At 63.5% G+C, this 17,464-nt stretch carries 13 protein-coding genes; 1 reads left to right on the top strand and 12 read right to left on the bottom strand.

All coding sequences use genetic code 11. From position 1 onward, the window contains the following. The coding region (locus CAP_RS55340; protein WP_156041437.1) for an ATP-binding protein at positions 1–3,313 on the top strand (3,313 nt) is incomplete at its 5' end. A gap of 81 nt (positions 3,314–3,394) precedes the next feature. Here the strand turns inward: CAP_RS55340 and CAP_RS35330 are convergent. The 12 genes from CAP_RS35330 to CAP_RS35385 all read right to left on the bottom strand — a co-directional run bounded on the left by CAP_RS35330 (position 3,395) and on the right by CAP_RS35385 (position 17,457). Further along, positions 3,395–4,963 (bottom strand): acyl-CoA carboxylase subunit beta, encoded by a 1,569-nt coding sequence (locus CAP_RS35330; RefSeq protein ID WP_044249076.1) that lies wholly within the window; start codon positions 4,961–4,963, stop codon positions 3,395–3,397. Positions 4,964–4,972: 9 nt separating this feature from the next. After that, the gene (locus tag CAP_RS35335) at positions 4,973–5,878 is read right to left on the bottom strand and encodes an enoyl-CoA hydratase/isomerase family protein (protein WP_231511884.1); all 906 of its coding nucleotides are present in this window, start codon (positions 5,876–5,878) and stop codon (positions 4,973–4,975) included. Between the two features lie 135 nt (positions 5,879–6,013). Continuing rightward, positions 6,014–6,631 carry a MarR family winged helix-turn-helix transcriptional regulator gene (locus CAP_RS35340; RefSeq protein ID WP_081865596.1) on the bottom strand — a complete coding sequence of 206 codons (618 nt, stop codon included), beginning with the start codon at positions 6,629–6,631 and terminating at the stop codon, positions 6,014–6,016. A 249-nt stretch (positions 6,632–6,880) separates the two neighbouring features. Further along, positions 6,881–7,291 carry a hypothetical protein gene (locus CAP_RS35345; RefSeq protein WP_044249078.1) on the bottom strand — a complete coding sequence of 137 codons (411 nt, stop codon included), beginning with the start codon at positions 7,289–7,291 and terminating at the stop codon, positions 6,881–6,883. 33 nt (positions 7,292–7,324) lie between these two features. Further along, a complete protein-coding gene (locus CAP_RS35350) occupies positions 7,325–7,816 on the bottom strand; it encodes an ATP-binding protein (protein ID WP_231511885.1) in 492 nt (163 codons plus the stop codon). Beyond that, on the bottom strand, positions 7,816–8,790 hold the full coding sequence (locus CAP_RS35355) for a PP2C family protein-serine/threonine phosphatase (RefSeq protein WP_231511886.1): 975 nt from the start codon (positions 8,788–8,790) through the stop codon (positions 7,816–7,818). The genes CAP_RS35350 and CAP_RS35355 overlap by 1 nt, the downstream gene beginning before the upstream one ends. A 66-nt stretch (positions 8,791–8,856) precedes the next feature. After that, positions 8,857–9,774, bottom strand: coding sequence for a slr1658 superfamily regulator (locus tag CAP_RS35360; RefSeq protein WP_044249081.1), 918 nt, complete (start codon positions 9,772–9,774; stop codon positions 8,857–8,859). A 24-nt stretch (positions 9,775–9,798) separates the two neighbouring features. Beyond that, positions 9,799–12,096 carry a SpoIIE family protein phosphatase gene (locus CAP_RS35365; RefSeq protein WP_044249082.1) on the bottom strand — a complete coding sequence of 766 codons (2,298 nt, stop codon included), beginning with the start codon at positions 12,094–12,096 and terminating at the stop codon, positions 9,799–9,801. A 171-nt stretch (positions 12,097–12,267) separates the two neighbouring features. Then, the gene (locus tag CAP_RS35370; RefSeq protein WP_044249134.1) at positions 12,268–13,428 is read right to left on the bottom strand and encodes a class I SAM-dependent methyltransferase; all 1,161 of its coding nucleotides are present in this window, start codon (positions 13,426–13,428) and stop codon (positions 12,268–12,270) included. A 71-nt stretch (positions 13,429–13,499) separates the two neighbouring features. Beyond that, complete coding sequence (locus CAP_RS35375; protein ID WP_052376574.1) at positions 13,500–14,072, bottom strand: hypothetical protein; 573 nt, start codon at positions 14,070–14,072, stop codon at positions 13,500–13,502. Positions 14,073–14,716: 644 nt separating this feature from the next. Next, positions 14,717–15,661, bottom strand: a complete 945-nt coding sequence (locus CAP_RS46255) for a tetratricopeptide repeat protein (RefSeq protein ID WP_052376563.1) — start codon at positions 15,659–15,661, stop codon at positions 14,717–14,719. A gap of 227 nt (positions 15,662–15,888) precedes the next feature. Further along, positions 15,889–17,457 carry a SpoVR family protein gene (locus tag CAP_RS35385; protein ID WP_044249084.1) on the bottom strand — a complete coding sequence of 523 codons (1,569 nt, stop codon included), beginning with the start codon at positions 17,455–17,457 and terminating at the stop codon, positions 15,889–15,891. Positions 17,458–17,464 lie beyond the last annotated feature (7 nt).

The following is a 17,464-nucleotide window of genomic DNA, read 5'->3' on the forward strand; positions in this document are numbered from 1 at the left end:
GGGGGGCGGCAGCGCAGAAGCGGTGGGGAGCGGCAGCGCAAAGGGGGGCGGCAGCGCAGAAGCGGTGGGGAGCGGCAGCGCAAGGGGGGGCGGCAGCGCAGAACAGGTGGGGGCGCCAGGAGGGGCGGGTCGGAAGGGGCTGGGCGAGGGTGAGCAGCGGATGATGTGCGTGGTGCTGGCGGCGCCGCCCGAGGAGACGGCGGTGGAGACGGAGGCGCCGACGCTGGGCGCGTTGCCGCTGGAAGAGGCCCTGACGGCGCCGTCGATGCCGGCCGCCGGTGCGATGGGCGTGGCGGAGCTGCATGCGCTGGCGCTGGCCGCCGGGGGGCGGCTCGTGCCGTTCCTGGGGGGCGGCTGGATGATGGCGTTCACGGGAGGGGCGCGGGCGACGGACCTGGCCATGCAGGCTGCGATGTGTGCGCTGGCTGCGAGGCGGAGAGGGGGTGAGGCGCCGGGGGTGATGGCGGTGGTGACGGGGCGGGCAGAGGTGTCGGGGGTGGTGCCGGTGGGGGCGCTGCTGGATCGGGGAGCGGCGCTGCTGCGGGTGCGTGGGGCGGGGCGGGTGAGGATCGACGAGGTGACCGCGGGGCTGCTGGATCCACGGTTCGAGATCCACGGGGAAGGCGCGGCGCTGGTGCTGCAGGGGGAGCGGGACATCGAGGAGCCGACGCGGACGCTGCTGGGGCGGCCGACGCCCTGCGTGGGGCGGGACGCGCACCTGGCAGGGCTCGTGGCGACCTTCGAGGCCTGCGTGGAGGGGCCGCAGGCGCGGGCCGTGCTGGTGAGCGCAGCGGCGGGCGCAGGGAAGAGCCGGTTGCGGCACGAGTTGCTGGAGCAGATCCGGGGGCGCTGGGCGCAGGTGGAGGTGTGGTCAGGGCAAGGGGATCCGCTCCGGGCAGGGTCGCCGTTCGGGCTGGTGGCGCCGCTGCTGCGGCGGATGGCAGGGGTGATGGACGGGGAGCCGCTCGGGGCGCGCCGGCAGAAGATCCGGGCGCGGGTGGCGCGGCACGTGCCGGCAACCGAGGTGCCGCGGGTGGCGGCGTTCATCGGGGAGCTGGTGGGCGCGCGGTTCGAGGACGAGGATCATCTGCCCCTGCGGGCTGCGCGCGAGGACGCGATGATCATGGGAGACCAGATCCGGCGGGCCTTCGTGGACCTGCTGGACGCGGAGTGCGCGGCGCGGCCGGTGGTGCTGGTGCTGGAGGACGTGCACTGGGGGGATCGGCCAAGCGTGGGCCTGGTGGACGCGGCGCTGCGCTCGCTGGGGGGGCGGGCGCTGTTCGTGCTGGCGCTGGCGAGGCCGGAGGTGACGGAGGTGTTTCCGGGGCTGTGGGCGGAGCGAGCGCTGACGTCGGTGCACCTGGGGCCGCTGTCGCGGAGGTCGTGTGAGCGCGTGATCCGGGCGGCGCTCGGTGAGGGGGTGGCGGAAGAGGTGGTGGCGCGGCTCGTGGAGCGCTCCGGGGGGAATGCGTTCTGCCTGGAGGAGCTGATCCGGGCGGTGGCGGAGGGTGCGGGAGAAGCGCTGCCGGACACGGTGCTGTCGATGGTGCAGGCGCGGCTGGGGCGGTTGCCCCCCGAAGAGAGGCGCGTGCTGCGGGCGGCGAGCGTGTTCGGGCAGGTGTTCTGGCGGGCAGGGGTGGCAGCGCTGCTGCCACGGGAGGATGCGCAGAAGGTGCCGGAGTGGCTGGAGGGGCTCGCGGCGCACGAGCTGGTGGCGCGGCGGCCGGCGGCGCGGTTCCCAGGGCAGCAGGAGCTCGTGTTCCGGCACGCGCTGGTGCGGGAGGCGGCTTACGCGATGCTGACCGAGGAGGACCGGGCGCTGGGGCACCGTCTGGCAGGGGCATGGCTGGAGAAGGTGGGGGAAGTGGATGCGCTGGGGCTCGCGGAGCACTTCGAGCGGGGTGGGTCGCCCGGGCAAGCGGTGCGGTTCTACCGGGAGGCCGCGGAGCAGGCGCTGGAGGGGAATGACCTGGGGGCAGCGCTGGCGCGGGCGGAGCGCGGGCTTCTGTGTCTGGAAGGCGGACGGGACGCAGAGGGCAACGGGGGGAGAGAAGGGACGCGGGGAAGTGTGGGAGGGGATGAGGGAGGGATGGGGGAGAGGAAGAGGGAGAGAGAGAGGGAGAGGGAGAGAGAGAGGAATGAGGCGCGGGGGGCGCTGATGCAGATCCGGGCAGAGGCTCACCGGTGGCGGGGAGAGAATGCAGAGTCGGAGCGGTGGGGGCTCGCTGCGATGGGGTGCGTGGCGCGGGGGAGCGCGACGTGGTTCCGTGCCGCCAGCGAGGTGGCGATGAGCACGGGGCGGCTGGGGCATGTGGAGGAGCTGCTCGCGTTGCTGGAGACGCTGGAGGGGCTTGCAGCACAGGGGCCCGTGGCGCCTGCCTACCTGCCGGCGAGCGGGAGGGCGGTGGTGTCGGCGATCCTGCTGGGGCTGCGGGAGCGGGCAGGAGTGGCGCTGGGGCGGATGGAGGCGACCGCGCAGGCCGCAGAGCTGGGACGGGATCCGGTGGCGCTGGGGTGGTTGCTGCGAGCGCGGGCGGTGCAGGCGCTGTACGCGGGGGATGCTGGAGCGTACCTGGAGCTCACGGTGGGGAGCGCAGAGGCGTTCGGACGCGCGGGAGATGTGCGGGGGGCGTGCAGTCAGATGGTGAACATCGGCTTTGCGAGCTCGCAGCTCGGTCGGTACGCAGAGGCGGAAGCGGTGCTGCGGGAGGCCATCGCGACTGCGGAGCGCCAAGGGCTGCATGCGATCGCGACCGGGGGTCGCAACAACCTGGGGATCGCGCTGGCGAGGCTGGGGCGGCTGGACGAGGCGCTGGAGGTGGAGCAGCAGGCGGCGCGGGCGCTGGAGGCGCAGGGAGACCGGCGGCTGGAGGGGGGCTCGCGGACGTACCTGGCGACGATCCTGCTGCTGCGGAGGGATCTGGAGGGTGCCGAGCGGGAGGCGCGGCGGGCCGTGGAGGTCCTCGGGGGAATCAAGACGAGCCGGGCAGCGGCGCTGGGGATCCTTGCGCGGGTGCTGATCGGGCGCGGCGATCGGGAAGGGGCACTGATGGCGTCAGAGGAGGCGGTGGCACTGGTGGAGAGCGCGGGGGGTGGTGAGGAGGAGGCGGCGGTGCACCTGGCGCGCGCGGAGGCGCTCGCGGCAGCCGGGAGGATGGGTGAAGCGCGAGAGGCGCTGCGGGTGGGGCGAGATCGCTTGCTGGTGCGGGCTGACCGCATCACGCGGGGAGAGCTGTCCCAGAGCTTTCTCGAGGGCGTTCCCGATCATGCGCGCCTGCTGTCCCTGGCGCAGGCGTGGCTCGGGGCGGCGTGAGGCGGGATGTTCGAGCCCTGGAATGCTGCCAGGTGACGTGTGGGGACGCGGCCCCCCGGGGAGGAGCAGAGGGTCGGAGACTCAGACGGGGATGATGCCGCGCTTGCGGTGAGGTCGCTCGAGCTGCTTCTTGCTCGCCAGGTCGAGGCCCCAGGCGATGGTCCGGCGGGTATCGCGAGGATCGATGACGTCGTCGATGAGTCCCCACCCAGCCACCTTCATGACGTCGATGTTCTGCTGGATTGAATCGATGATCCGCTGCTTGAGCTCGGGGGGAGGCGGGGTGTCCCCGAACATCTTGCGGGCGGCAATCCCAAGCATCCCTTCGGGACCCATGACGCTGATCTCGGCGGTGGGCCACCCGATCAGAAGATCGGGCTCGTAGGCACGTCCACACATGACGTAGTAGCCCGCGCCGTATGCTTTCCTGACCACCACAGAGACCTTGGGCACGGTCGCGGCTGCCATGACGTGCAGCATCTTGGCACCGTGGCGGATGATTCCGTCATGCTCGACCTTGGAGCCGATCATGAATCCAGGAACGTCCTGCAGGAAGACGAGGGGGATGTTGAATGCATCGCAGATCTGGATGAAGCGCGCAGCTTTGTCGGCAGAGTCCACGTCGAGAATGCCGCCCAGGTGCATGGGCTGGTTGGCCACGATGCCCACAGACCGCCCGCCCATGCGAGCGAGGCAGGTGATGATCGAGCGGGCCCACCGGGGCTTCAGGTCGAAGTATTCACCGTGGTCGACCACAGCGGCGATCAGCTTGTACATGTCGTAAGCACGGCGCGGATTCTCGGGGAGGAGATCGAGAAGCGACTCTTCACGACGGTCGAGGGGATCGGTCACCGGAAGCGCCGGAGGGTCGTCGTCACAGCTCGACGGGAAGAACGAGAGGTAGCGTTTGATTGCCGCGATGCATGCCAGATCGTTCGGGTACTCGGCATCGCCAACGCCGCTCTTCGTGGTGTGCACCTTGGTGCCGCCAAGGTCCTGCTCGGAGATGTCCTCACCCGTCATGGCTTTGACGAGCGGCGGTCCACCGAGGGCCATGGACCCGACCTCCTTGACCATGGGCACGAAGTCGGCGAGGCCTGGGATGTAGGCCGTACCAGCCGCCCCGGGGCCAACCATCGCAGCGACCTGGGGAACGACGCCGCTCATGTGGACCTGCTCCCGGAACAGGTGACCTGAGCCCGCGAAGAGGGAGATCTGGTCGGGATGCGTCGAGCCTGGATCGATGCGGGCCCCCCCCGAGTCGATGAACCAGACCATGGGCCAGCGCCCGCGCAACGCCATCTGGCGCATGCGGGTAACCTTCTCCTCGCCGGTGTAGCCAATGCTTCCACCCTTGACGGTGAAGTCGTAGGCCGCAGCGCAGACCATGCGACCGTCGACCTTGCCGAAGGCGCACACCACAGCGTCGGCGGGAGGGCGATCTTTGCCATCCGGCCCTGCGGCGAGGCCCATCTGGGTGCCATGCATGCCGATCTCGAAGTGAAGACCGTCATCGAAGAACGAGGCGAGCCGTTCACGCGCCGTGAGCTTCCCGCGCGCGTGCTGCTTCGCAACCTTGTCGTCACCACCCATGCGCCGGACCTCGGCGCGGCGCTCTTCGAGTGCCTTGACCAGTTCACGCATATTCATGAGGGAACCTCACTTTCCAGTCCACCGAGGCTGCCGTTTCTCCATGAAAGCCATCAACCCCTCGCGCGCATCATCCGTGGAGAGGCAAGCGGTAAGCCGGTCACGCAGGAGAGGCAGCGCAGTCTCCAGATCGAGGTCGTCCTGCGCGGCATAGGCGTCGAGGCCCATGCGAACCGCAACGGGGCTCTTCGAGATCACACCGTCAGCGATCTCCTTCACCGTCTCATCGAGAAGCTCTGGAACCACGGCTCGGTTGAGGATCCCGAGGGACACCGCCTCCTGCGCATCGAAGCGGCGTCCGAGGAGCATCATCTCCAGTAGCTGTCGCCGGGGGACATTCCGCTGAAGTATGGCCATGATCATCATGGGGAAGAGGCCCACATGAATCTCCGGCGTCCCCAGCTTCGCTCCGGTGATACCGACCGCGAAGTGCGAGGCCGCTACCAGGCCGAGACCGCCCCCGAGGGCATGCCCGTTGACGCGCGCAACGATGGGCTTCGTGGCACGGGTCAGCGCCAGCAGGAGGTCAGCGTAGTCGCCGCGAGGGGGTAGCGCCGTCCCAGGATCGCCACCAGCCGACATATCAGAGAAGTCACCACCCGCACAGAACGCATCCCCCGTTCCGGTGAGCACCACGCAGCGCACCCCGGGATCGCCCATTGCATCGTCGAGAGCGTAGAGCAGCTCGTTGACCATTACCGGGCCAATGGCATTCTTGCGAGCCGTATTGTTCAGGGCGATGGTTAGAATGCTATCGGCAGCGACCACGACGAGCCGCTGGTATGAACGTGACACTCCACCGGCATCCGACCGAGCCTCCGTCATGCTCCCTCCTTTGGTTGCGATGTAAGGTTGACGACGCGCACCGTGGTGTTCGAGGAACGGTGACAGCGTTTCCTGCGTGCCGTACTCCACGGCCTCATCGAAGCTGCTGCTGCGCTGCTCACTGCACCTCGTTACCTCAGGGGTCACCGTGAAAGAGCGGATGATGAGGGTGACGCCAGGGTCGATTCACAATGGTTCCGCAGGAGTGCCCAGCATCGGGTTGCATCACTCCAGGCCTTCCCTGCTCCTCCTCGTCTTGCGAGACACACCGCGGTCGCCCGATTCCGAGAGCATTCGGTTCTCCAAGGTACCCGGTGTCCTCGTCGTGATCTGTTCAGGGGGTTGGGGATCGCTCCTGACGGCTTCCTGCTTTCCTCCGGAGCGAGACACGCGCTGCAGCACGCCACGCTGGAGCTTCATCAGGATGCGGAGGAGATCTTGAAGATCGTTCGTGCTCATCTCGGAGAGCGCTTGGCGGAATATCTCCATCGGCTCGACCTGGATTTCGCGGGCAAGGCGGCCCCCTTTCTCACTCAGGCGCAAGAGCACGACGCGTCGGTCGGAGCGCGAGCGTTCCCGCCTGACGAGTCCTTCGCGCTCCATCCGGTCGACGATCCCCGTGACGGTGCTGTTCTGGGCCCGTATGCGCTCGGAGAGCGTCGACAGTGAAAGATCGGGGAATGATTCGAGCAGTTTGAGAATGGTCAACTGCGGGCCGGTGAGACCGTAGGAACCCGCCATCTCCTTCGTGAGACGACGGCTCTCCGTGTAGAGATAGATGATGGTCTCGACGATGGCGTCGACGTCTGTTTTGCCCTCAGGCAGAGAAAGTGAGGCAGTCACAATACTTCGTACACGAAGTATTCTCTCACCGGAGCGGCGTCAAGCGTCGAAGGGATGGGTAGCAGGCCACGAGTGAACCTGCGACATCCGGCGCAAAGAGCAAGCACGCGCTGCAGTGCTCACGGCCGAAGGCTCCGGAGGCCGATGCCTGCGATCCCATCGGCCGTCAGGCCCTGTCTCGCGTCACGCCATGTGTTGAGGACTTGCGCGGTTCTGGGCAGCCACAGCCACCGTCACGAGACGCGAGCGTCAGGGCTCCCTGACATCATCGAACGTCGTACGTGCGGCGATGTGCTCCTCGCTCAGATTGAGCAGGATCGGGAGCGTCTCATGCTGCCAATCATCGTCTGAGATGCGACGGACGACGACCGGTCCGGGCACTAGATTGTACACAGCATCGACGATATCCATGATGACATAGAAGCCATTCGAATTACAGAACCGCATCTTGACGAAGTCCATCGTGGTCGCGTTGATGGGGTACTGCGGCAGTACGCGCGCCAGCTCGTCAAGATAGCCAGACAGGTAGCGGTAAGGATTGTCGATGCGGATGGCCCCCTCGAACGTCAGGACCAGGCGACCATCATCCTCAAGCCTGGCAACGGACTGAAAGACACTCAGTCCGCCATCCGTGATCTCGCCATAGCTGAGGGTCTTCATACGCAACCTTTCATGGAGAGCATACCGAACCTTTCAGGGGAAAGTCGCCTGAATGACGAGCACTCCGTCGACATGCTGCGTCGACAGATGGAACTTGTTCTCAGCCGTGAGGCGAATCAGTCCCAGCCCGCCCCGTTGCTTGTCGATGCGACGCCCTCGCACCGTCCTCGCGAACAGCTCTCTCGGATCCTCCGCGGCGAAGATCTCATCGAAGACCGCCTTGACGGTCCGGTACTCATCCAGCGTCACCTTGTTAGCGACCTTTATGACAAGGCCGCTCGGATCGATCCTGAGATCAAGCCTCACTTCCCCATCGCGTTCTGATGCGTGCTGGATCACGTTGGTGACCAGCTCAGTCACAACGACATTCACCTTCTGGCAGATCCGCCTCGGGTAGAACCGGACGAGCAGCGCGTCCAAGAAATTCGCCAGTAGCCCTGCCACATCACTGGTGATGTGATTGATGGGAGATATCGTGAATGACGCACCGACAGACGTCTGCGAATGATTGATATCGGGCTTCATCAGGCGCACCTTCGCAGGATGATCAGCGTGATGTCGTCAGTGTCTGCCACTCGGAACCGTGTATAGTCCTCGATGCAACGGTCCAGGATCGTCTGCACAGGCTCTTCACAGTGCTTGACGACGATGTCGTTGAGGCGCTGGACCGAATAAGATTCACCACTTGGGCCCTGTGCTTCGAACATGCCGTCTGTGTAAAGAGCGAGCACATCCTGAGCCTCGAACGGCAGCTCGAACTCCTGGAATGGCTTCTGGCGGAGGCCGATGAAGTTGCTCACGCGATTGAAATAGCGAGGGGCTCCTCGGCGGACGAGCAGACCATAACCGCCACCAGACACGTATCTCAGGAAGCTCTGGGTAAAGACCACGAAGTTCACCGTCGAATACCGCCGTACTTCGCGGAGAAAAGAGTACGCGCTGCGGTTGACCCAGTCGACGATGGCACCGGGATCTCTCAGCTCCTTGGTCGCGTGAGCAAACTGCGACTTCAAGAACGCCATGATGAGAGCGGACGAGACGCCGTGGCCCGAGATGTCATACACACCCACGGCATAGCGTCCATCCGGAAACGAGAAGAAATCGTAGTAGTCCCCCCCCACCTCCGCGAGCTGGCGATGATGGATGGCTACTTCAAAAGAAGAATGAAATGAATGACCAGCGTCCGGGAGAAGTGCGCGCTGTACCCGCTGAGCCACAGCGAGGTCTTCGCCGATCTCCCGGTTGTATCTCTCCATTTCATTCTCGATGCTCGTCGCATGTTCGAGAATGGCTTCGTGGACCAGCGACAGATCGTCGAAGTCCGCCTTGAGCTTGTCGACGTAATCGAGCAGCGCGCCACAGCGCTCCATGAACTCGATGAAGCGTCTCTCCTCGCGAAGCAGGTCTCCCCATGCCGAGCGATCTTTTACGATCGTTCGAATAGCATCCAGGTTGGTCTGCCTCTGCACGTCGGCCCTAGGTCGGGTCGCAGTGTTCATGGGTGCTGCCATCGCTCGACACGAGCACGTGTCGAGGCTGAAGGAGGAACTTCATCGAGACCAAGCTCAGTCAACAAGTGTCAGCTCGAAGTTTTGGTTGAACTTCTTCAAATTCGGGAGCGATTTACCCTGCCAGGGCACGTTCTTCGACCCGCGTACGAGGAGTTGAAGCTCACCCTTCTTTCTCGTGGCAATGGCGAACTTGTAGAGGACGTTGATCCCGGAGCTGTTCAGGAAGTTCAGCGCACGGAGATCCAGAGTGATCTTACTCGGGTTGCTCTCAAGGACCTTGTCGAGGAGCGTCTCGATGGGAGCGTACTCCTGCGGGCCACCCAGCCTCAGGATGCCCTCGAAATAGACGGTCACCTCGTTCGCATCGTACCAAACCCGGTAGTTTCCACCCTTGATTTCCATTCTCGACCTTTCATTCAGAATCGGAATCCGCGCCATTGTCTTCAGGATGAAGCTGCTCGATGTGATCGGATCCAGCTTCCATCCCAGGCTCACTCCGTAATCATTCATGATGATTAGGTAGCCCAAACCCGAACCAGTATTCTCCGCGTCCTCGAAGTTCGCCTCTGCCTGCCGGCGGAGAAGCTCCCCCGGGTCCTCCTGCGTGAGCTCGAGGAGCTTCTGCCGGAGACCAGGAACCGACACGTTCGGGATCTGGTTGCTGACCAGGCAAACCAGATCCTCTCGTCCGAGGCCGACCGTGACGGTGATCTCTCCGTTCAAGTTGAACTTGACCGCGTTCTCGACGAGCTCGTTCAACACGTACCCAACTGCTCCGGATATCTCGTCACGGCTCAGCATCCGGTCATCGCTATCCGCATCGGGGAATAGCTCGCCAAAGTACTCAGCCATGAAGTTCGCGGTCAGGTTGCACAGGCTCCACCTCACCGGAAACGAATCCGGATACAGCGTCAGCGACATGTGCTCGCTGAACGAATCATCCAGTGAGTAGACGCCGATGATTTCGCTCATGGTGATGCCCAGTCTCCCCCTGTGTCACACCCGCTTGATGACCAGCACGGTGATGTCGTCATAGACCTTGTTGTATCCGATATGAGCCAACACATCTTCAATGATCGCGTCCTTGATCTCCTTCGATGAGTGCTGATGGTTTTTCCGGATCACCTCACAAAGACGGTCGATTCCATACTGCTGGGAGGCAGTGTCCTCCGCTTCCGTGATCCCGTCACTGAAGAGGGTGACGACGTCGCCTGCCTCAAGCTTGATCTCCGCGTCGGAGATGAAGTCTTCAATCTCCAGATCCAGCCCGATGGGCATTCCCAGGCTCATCGTGTCGAACCGTTCCAGCTCGCCGTTGTTGCGCACGATGATCAGATCTTCATGCTGGCCGGTCAGCTTCAGCGATCCATCGCTGTAGTCGAGCAGCGTCAGCGACATGTTCTTGTTCGAGTTGATCCGCTGAATGTTCTGATAGATGACCTTGTTGACGATGCTGAGAAACCTCTTGGGATCTCGCTCGTTCGTCGCCAGCAGCGTGCGGACCGCCGTCTGCACCATCAACATGAGCACGCCACTCTCCAGACCGTGGCCGGTGACGTCACCGATCCCGATCTTCACCATTCCATCGCTCTGGAGGACATCGTAGTAATCACCACCGACCTCGTCGGCGGGAGCCATGTACCCGGCGATGTCGAGTTCCTGGATCTCCTGCAGTTCTTGAGGTGCAGGCAGCACCATCAGCTGGAGTTGACGGGCGACGTTCAGCTCAGCTCCCAGGCGGATGTTCTCCTGCGCCAGCTTCGCATTGAGCTCGCTGATCTCCTGGTTCGCTTTCTCCAGCGCCCTCGTCCTTTCGCTGACCAGATCTTCGAGGTTGTTGGTGTACGCCTCGATCTCGCTGGCCATCTCATTGAAGGCCACGCCGAGCTGACCGATCTCGTCCTCTGATTGAACGTTGATCCGGACGCTGTAGTCGCCCTCGCGCATCCGGGTCGCACCTGCGGATAGCTCCACCAGCGCGCTGGTCATGCGCCGAGACACCAGGTAGACGCCCACGAGCAGCGCCACAAGCAGCCCCACGGTGATGAAGACCTGCGTGGTGACGATATTCGTCCGGCTTTGCTCGATCGCCGATTGGGCGGCGACGAGTGAAGCGTACATCTCCCGCTTCGGGACGACGAAGCCGAGCGTCCACTGTTCAGGAACGATCCCTCGCGCGTCCATCCACGTGCTCACCCGCGCCAGTCGCTGGAGCGCGATGATGTAAGCATCACCCTCGATGGTGATCTCGTGGTAGTCGATGCGATCGTCCTGGGGCAGCACGATGGATGCAACCGCAGGAGATCTGCTGTTCTTCAGGTACTGCTGGAGAATCCCGACGCCCTTCCCCTCGCCGCTTGCCTCCGAACTCAATCGAAGCGTCGCGACGCCGGACTCGTTCACTGCCAGGACGTTGCCGTCGGACTGAGCGAGGAATGCGAAGCCTGTCTGCGCAAGCCTCACGTCCTTGATTGAGTTGAGCAGTTGCGCGAGGGTGACGTCGATCGCAGCCGTACCAGCGAACTGCTTGCGATCTTTGCTCCAGATCGGGCTGAAAGCCGTCAGAACGATGCCGCCACCAGCCGCATCCGGATACGGAGGGGTGACGGTCACGGTGGAGGGCAATGCCTTGAGGATCGCCGGATCCTTCAGCCATTGTTGCCAGCTCTCGGCCAGATTGGGGAAGAAGAAGTCGTACCAGTTCTTCTCGTTGTGACCCGGAAAGTTGGTGTCGAAAGCCGTCCCCATGTCGGCATAAGGCGCGACACGGGTGAACGGATTCTCCTTGGGACCGACATAATATATCTGCAGCTTCTCGGACCCTCGCCGCTTGAACGAGGGCATGATGATATCGAGCAGCGCAGAGTCGTTGACCGCCTTCTGGGCCTCGGGCTTCACCGTCCCCTGGTTGCCGTTGTACCCCCAGACCACCACGCCGGTCGGCTCGTCTGGACCGTTTTGGTACCAGTTTCCACGCGCATTGTAGACCAGCCGGTCGTGGAAATAGGGAAGGCTGGCGGCGCTGTCGAGCACGGGCTGTATTTCTTCGCCGTGGTCGACCATGCCCTGCAAGATGTCAGCGAACGTCTGAAGCTCATCGTAGGTCTGACCCAGGATGAAGTTCGTCTGCTGAGCCTTGTCGACAAGATGGTTGGTGATGTACTCGCGGTTGGCAGCATTCAGGCCGCCCTCGATCTCATACGCAGACTTCTGACTCAGTGAATGGATGCCCTGGCGTGCGACGACGATGTTGAGCACGGCGCCGATGACCACACTGAGGCCGGTCACCAGCATGAACTTGGTGTTGAATTTCTTCAGCCCTGCGAATAGACCGCGGGGCCCTCTCCGCTGAGGCTCTTCATGCGACCTTGCCGACACGTTATCAGCTCTCCTGCATTTGAATCTGGATGACCGGCTGCCCACCCGGCTGGCCTACCGTGCCAGCACGCCCACCTGCCTCCACTGCTAAGGTCGAACTGGCTTGCGGCCAGAGCCTGCGTAAATTGGCCAGGAGGCGTAGCCTCCGTCGCCGAGAATCGCCTCGACATGCGCGCGCAGCCCTGCGGCGATGTGTTCGTGCACTTTCGGGTCCGCCTCCGCGGAGCGAGCGACGTCCCCCGATGAGACGATCCAGCTCTCCACCACCTTCGCGAAGTAAGCTCGATCGCTGTTCATGTTGTCTATCCCGATGAGATCGCCCTTGATCTCCTCCAGGCCCGCGTTCTTGAGGATCTTCATCGTTCGGACTCCGATATCGAAATCCATGCCTACCATGCGACTCAGCTCCAGGAAGCGGTCGTAGCCATGGCGGATCAGCGCCTGGTCGGGGTAGCCGGTGACGCAGGACATCATCTCGTTGGTGATGTAGACGCGCCCTCCTGGCCTGCAGATTCGGTAGAGCTCCTGCACCATCTGCTCCGGCATGTGAAACACCTGCAGAGCGAGGCGACAGGTCACGAAATCGAAGGAGTCATCCGGTAGCAGCAGGGCCGCGGCGTCGCCGTACTGGTACTCGATGTTCTCGATCCCGAGAGACTTGGCATGTGACTGTGCGTGACGCAGGAATGCGCGCGAGTGGTCCACGCCGATGATGTACTCAGGATTGAATTCTTTCTGGACTCGTAGAACGAAATCACCAAGGCCACACGCGATGTCAGCGACCCGCATTCCTGGACGCAGACCGTGCCTCGAAATGATCTTGCGCTCGACCTCCCAGACGATTTTCTCCTGGGTGCGCAGCACATTGATGAAGTCCTCGTCCTCGATCACCTGCTGGATCGGGTACAGTGACTTGTCATAAACGACCACGGACACGTTCGGGTAGATCTCGGCAATCACCTGAAACTTCCGGATCGCCCACGGAATGACGCTCGAGATGATGAGGACGATCTTCAGACCCGGCCGGACCCCGACCACCCAGCGGATGAACCGGTTGATCTCGAGGAACGCCACGCTGTTCATGTACTTCAGGCGCTTGAAGTCGAGCTGCAGCTCGCCGGTCGCGTTCCTGGCTGCCGTCTCGAGGGTGCTGCGGATTGCCTTCATGTGCTCGGCCACGAAGGGTCGCAACATCCCGGTGAAGGAAACCTGCTGCTCCTGCTCGCTCACCCTGATGTTGAAGCTCACGGAAGAGCGCCAGGATGCGCCATCCGACGAGGAGGAGGGCGGAACGTGGGAGTCGGGCACGACGGAAACGCTCATACTTCGTCGAGCTCCGCGAATGGGAATTCAACCCATAGATGTAGTGATCGACTGCCCTCGACATCCGTGCGCTGGATGTGCTCAATGGCAATCTGCGCGCCGTAAACGACCGTGAGCTCCACGATCCCCAGGGCCCCGGCATCCTCCTCGGAGATCTCGCGCTCCAGGCGCTCCCTGTACCAGCGCATCAACTCCGGATGCTGGGCAAGCTCCACGGTTCGCTCGTAAAACCGCCTGCTCTCCTCGTCGACCGGCACCTCGGCTTTCACGCATACCTTGTCGTGTCGCCGCTCGAATGTGATCTGGATCAGGCCGCGTCGGGCATGGTTACGGTAGATTGCTTCGATCAGTTCGTTGAAGAAGGTCGAGAGAAGGGTTGACGTTCTCTCAGGATCGTTCTCGTTCGCACTGGCGTATCTCGCCAGGTAGTTCGCAAGCTGATGGCAGTGGGTCCATCGCTTCCCGAATCCACTCACCGAGAAGCTGGTGGAGATGATCAAGCCAGACTCCGCCGTCATGGGCGGTGGACGCATCGTCAGGGCGGAGTCGGAGCGCTTCGAGCCGGACATCAATGCCTCGGTGTACAGCGACCCCGGTGGGAAGTCAGCTTCGGGGCAGGGCACCGGGACAGGCTACCCGGTTCCTGGGCGCCACGTCGAGAGCGTCGCGCGGATTCCGGCATGCAGAGGAGTCGTGGCTGAGAGAGCAAGCTCGCCGCGCTGTCGCGGCTTAGCACTCCGTGTGCCATCCCCGCAGGATACGGGGTAACTCAAGCTACACATAGCGTTCCACTGCTAAACAGTTCACGTCGGAGATCGTACACTCTGCTGTCCCGGGGAAGTTCACAGGTGAAAGGTTCTGCTTTCAAGCGGTTGGCGGGGCGCAGACCAGCACTGGGGGCCATGACTTTTCCACAGGCCGCCCCAGGGAGGTCGTTGTCAAGCTCCCCGTTGGTCCAGGCCCTTCGTTCTCGTGATGGGGGCAGTCCGACGTTCCCTGGGGCACCAGCGATCCATAGACAGGGCACACCGCACATCAGCGACTGCGGCTTCACACTCCAAGGCTCATCCCGATCGCTTTACGCGGCGATTTCCGAAGAAACAGACGGCCCGCGCCTCGGAAAAGCTGGGTGCGATAGCCCTACGCACTCCGGGGTGCGCGACGTCTTCCGCTGCCCGCAGGGCTGGGCGATGGTGAAAACGGCATGGTTCATTCAGCGAGGCGCGTCGGCTGACGGCGGCAGCGCGTCGAGATCCTCCAGGGCTGCCTTGACCCGCGGATCATCGGGATCTTGCGCTTTTGCTTTCAGGTAAGCCTCGCGAGCTTCCTTTCGCTGACCGAGCTGGGCAAGCGCGTTCCCCAGGTTGATCCAGGCGCTGCTCAGAGAAGCATCCATTGCGAGGGCCTCACGATAGAGGCTCATCGCTTTCGCCAGGTCACCCTGGAGATGGTAGGCATAGCCCAGGTTCGATCGATAGGTGGCTCGGTTCGGGTTCCCCGCGATTGCTGCGACGAGGTGCGGCACGGCGAGACCAGGCTGGCCCTGTGCGAGCAACGTGGTTCCCAGATCATTCTGAATGCGGGCGTCCCTGGGAGCTAGCTCGGCGGCTCGCCGGTAAGCATTGAGAGCCTCCGTCACCTTTGCGGAAGCCAGCAATGCGGTCCCGAGATTGGCGTGCATCTCGGCGTCGTTCGGAGCGAGCGCGACCGCACGTCTGAACGCCTGGATTGCCTCGTCGATGGCGCCCAGGGAGAGGTGCGCGATGCCGAGCGCCGAATGTGCCTCCGCATCCTGCGGCGCAAGCGACGTCGCTTGCCTGAGGGCATCTCGCGCTTCCACCGTCCGGCCGAGCACCAGCCTCGTGGAACCGAGCTCCCGGTAGGCTTGCGCATAGGTTGAATCCAGCCGTATCGCTCGCTCCAGAAGCGCCACCTGCGCCATGAGCACCGGGTCGCCTGGAGCCCCGCTGAGTTCCATGGGGATGTCAGCCTTCGCGGTCAGCGCTCGCGCGAGGCCCACGAGCGGAGCCGCATCCGCGGGAGCCAGTCTTTCACCTTCCCGGTAAGCCTTCTCCGCAGCAGCGAAGTCGCCAGCCGCATAGGCACGGTCGCCCTGCAGGAGCTGGCGATCAGCCGCCGTGCCCGTGCCTCGTGCCACGGTGGGCGGAGCACGTCCCGGCGCGACGACGCTGGAGCCGCTTTCGGGAGCACGCCCCGGTGTGCTTGAAGCCTTGGGGGCGGCATCCGGCGGAGGGGACTTGCCAGAGGAGAACTCGAGATGCCCGAGCTCGACCGCAGGAACGATGTGCAGCCTTGGTTGACTTTCCCGGGCGCACCCGACTCCGATGACGAGGAGAGCAGCGCCAGCAGAGAAAGACCCCAGTCTCACTGCTTGAAGGGCGTCATCGAGTGCTCCTTGCCGTCATAGCGCAGGAGCACCGGCTTGTTCTCCAGCCGCGTGGCAATGCCCACGGGCCTCTTCCAGACCCGAACGAGCGCAGCGAGCGTCTCCCGTGCGTAATCGGCGCGAAGATCGACTCCGCCGTGCTGATGCTCGAGCAGGAGCTCGCCCCGGTTGGCGTGGTTGGCGTCGGTGACACGGATGTAGGGGTCACCGAAGTTGGTGAGCTGGAACAGGAGCTTTTCCTTCACCTGCTTGAACTCACGGCTCTCGATCTCGTACCTGTCGTTTCGGCCGGAGAAACCGAACGTGTAGATCTTGTGCTCGATGACGAACTCCGGCGTGAGGAACTCATCGATGAAGGTCACGTCGTTGTAGAGCGCCCGGACCTGGAAGATCTTCTGTCGGCCCAGACCGAGCCGCATGTCCCACGAGCGCTTGGTGTCGAGGTCCTGGCACTCCTCCCACTCCCGGCCGAACTGCCCCTTGTTCCAGCGCTCCTCGATGTCACGGTAGAGCTCAACGCCGAGCTTGTAGGGGTTGAGACGCCCCGGGGCCGTGGCCATGACCCCCGCGTTGTTCTCCGCGTAGTCGATGATCTCCGACGCATCGAGGACCTTCTCGGTCAGCATCTTCGAATGCCAGTAGCTGGCCCAGCCTTCGTTCATGATCTTCGTCTGGCGCTGCGGCGTGAAGTAGTAAGCCTCCTCCCGCATGACCTCCAGGACGTCGCTCTCCCAGCGCTCCAGCGGCGCGTGATCGAGCAGGAATTTGAGGACGTCGCGCTCGGGCTGCTCAGGCACCCTGCGCTCGGGCTTCTTGTGCTCCTGCCTCTTCTTGCGCTGCGCCTCCAGGACCTCCTCGGGATTGATGAAGTCATCCATGTAGGACTTCGCGCGCAGCCTGTAGATGTCGAGCGACGGCTCGTCCTCGGCCTCGGCCTCCTCGTTGCGAGGCGGTGGCCGTCCAGAGAAGGGCGCCCAGGGGTCGATGAGGTTCTCAAGAGACAGGCACTGATCGATGAAAGCCTCGATCTTGTTGATGCCGTGCCGTTCGATGTGACGGGATATCCGGGCCCCGTGGTTGGCCATCTTGTCGATCCAGCGACGGTCGGGGTCATAGCGCTCGGGGCGCCGCACCGGATCGACGATCGCCCCACGCTGGTCCAGATCGGTGGACCGAAAGCAGAAGTTGTTCTTGAAGAAGTCCACGTGCGCGAAGACGTGGGCCATCACCAGCTTCTGGTCGGTGAGCGAGTTCCCTTCCAGCAGGTAGGCGTACGAGGGATTGTTGTTGATGACCATCTCGTAGATTTTCGAGAGGCCGTACTCGTAGCTCTTCGAGAGCTGCTCGTACTCCATCCCCCACCGCCAGTGCGGGTAACGGCTCGGGAAGCCGCTGTACGCAGCGATCTCGTTCATCTGGTCGTAGGAGAGGATCTCGAAGACGACCGGAAAGAAGTCGAGCCCGTACCCACGAGCGATCCCCTCGATGCGCTCCTGCTCGGCGCGCAGGTAACGGGGCAGGGCCGTGTTCAGCGCAAACTTGCTCATCTACCCT

Origin of the sequence: Chondromyces apiculatus DSM 436 (assembly GCF_000601485.1) — a bacterium.
In the GTDB taxonomy this organism is placed as follows: Bacteria; Myxococcota_A; Polyangia; order Polyangiales; family Polyangiaceae; genus Chondromyces; species Chondromyces apiculatus.

What these genes read in the sequence shown, in the direction of transcription:
- CAP_RS35330 (WP_044249076.1), bottom strand. Translation starts at nt 4,963, where the DNA reads ATGAATATGCGTGAACTGGTCAAGGCACTCGAAGAGCGCCGCGCCGAG.
- CAP_RS35345 (WP_044249078.1), bottom strand. Translation starts at nt 7,291, where the DNA reads ATGAAGACCCTCAGCTATGGCGAGATCACGGATGGCGGACTGAGTGTC.
- CAP_RS35350 (WP_231511885.1), bottom strand. Translation starts at nt 7,816, where the DNA reads ATGAAGCCCGATATCAATCATTCGCAGACGTCTGTCGGTGCGTCATTC.
- CAP_RS35355 (WP_231511886.1), bottom strand. Translation starts at nt 8,790, where the DNA reads ATGAACACTGCGACCCGACCTAGGGCCGACGTGCAGAGGCAGACCAAC.
- CAP_RS35360 (WP_044249081.1), bottom strand. Translation starts at nt 9,774, where the DNA reads ATGAGCGAAATCATCGGCGTCTACTCACTGGATGATTCGTTCAGCGAG.
- CAP_RS35365 (WP_044249082.1), bottom strand. Translation starts at nt 12,096, where the DNA reads ATGCTGGTGACCGGCCTCAGTGTGGTCATCGGCGCCGTGCTCAACATC.
- CAP_RS35375 (WP_052376574.1), bottom strand. Translation starts at nt 14,072, where the DNA reads ATGTCCGGCTCGAAGCGCTCCGACTCCGCCCTGACGATGCGTCCACCG.
- CAP_RS35385 (WP_044249084.1), bottom strand. Translation starts at nt 17,457, where the DNA reads ATGAGCAAGTTTGCGCTGAACACGGCCCTGCCCCGTTACCTGCGCGCC.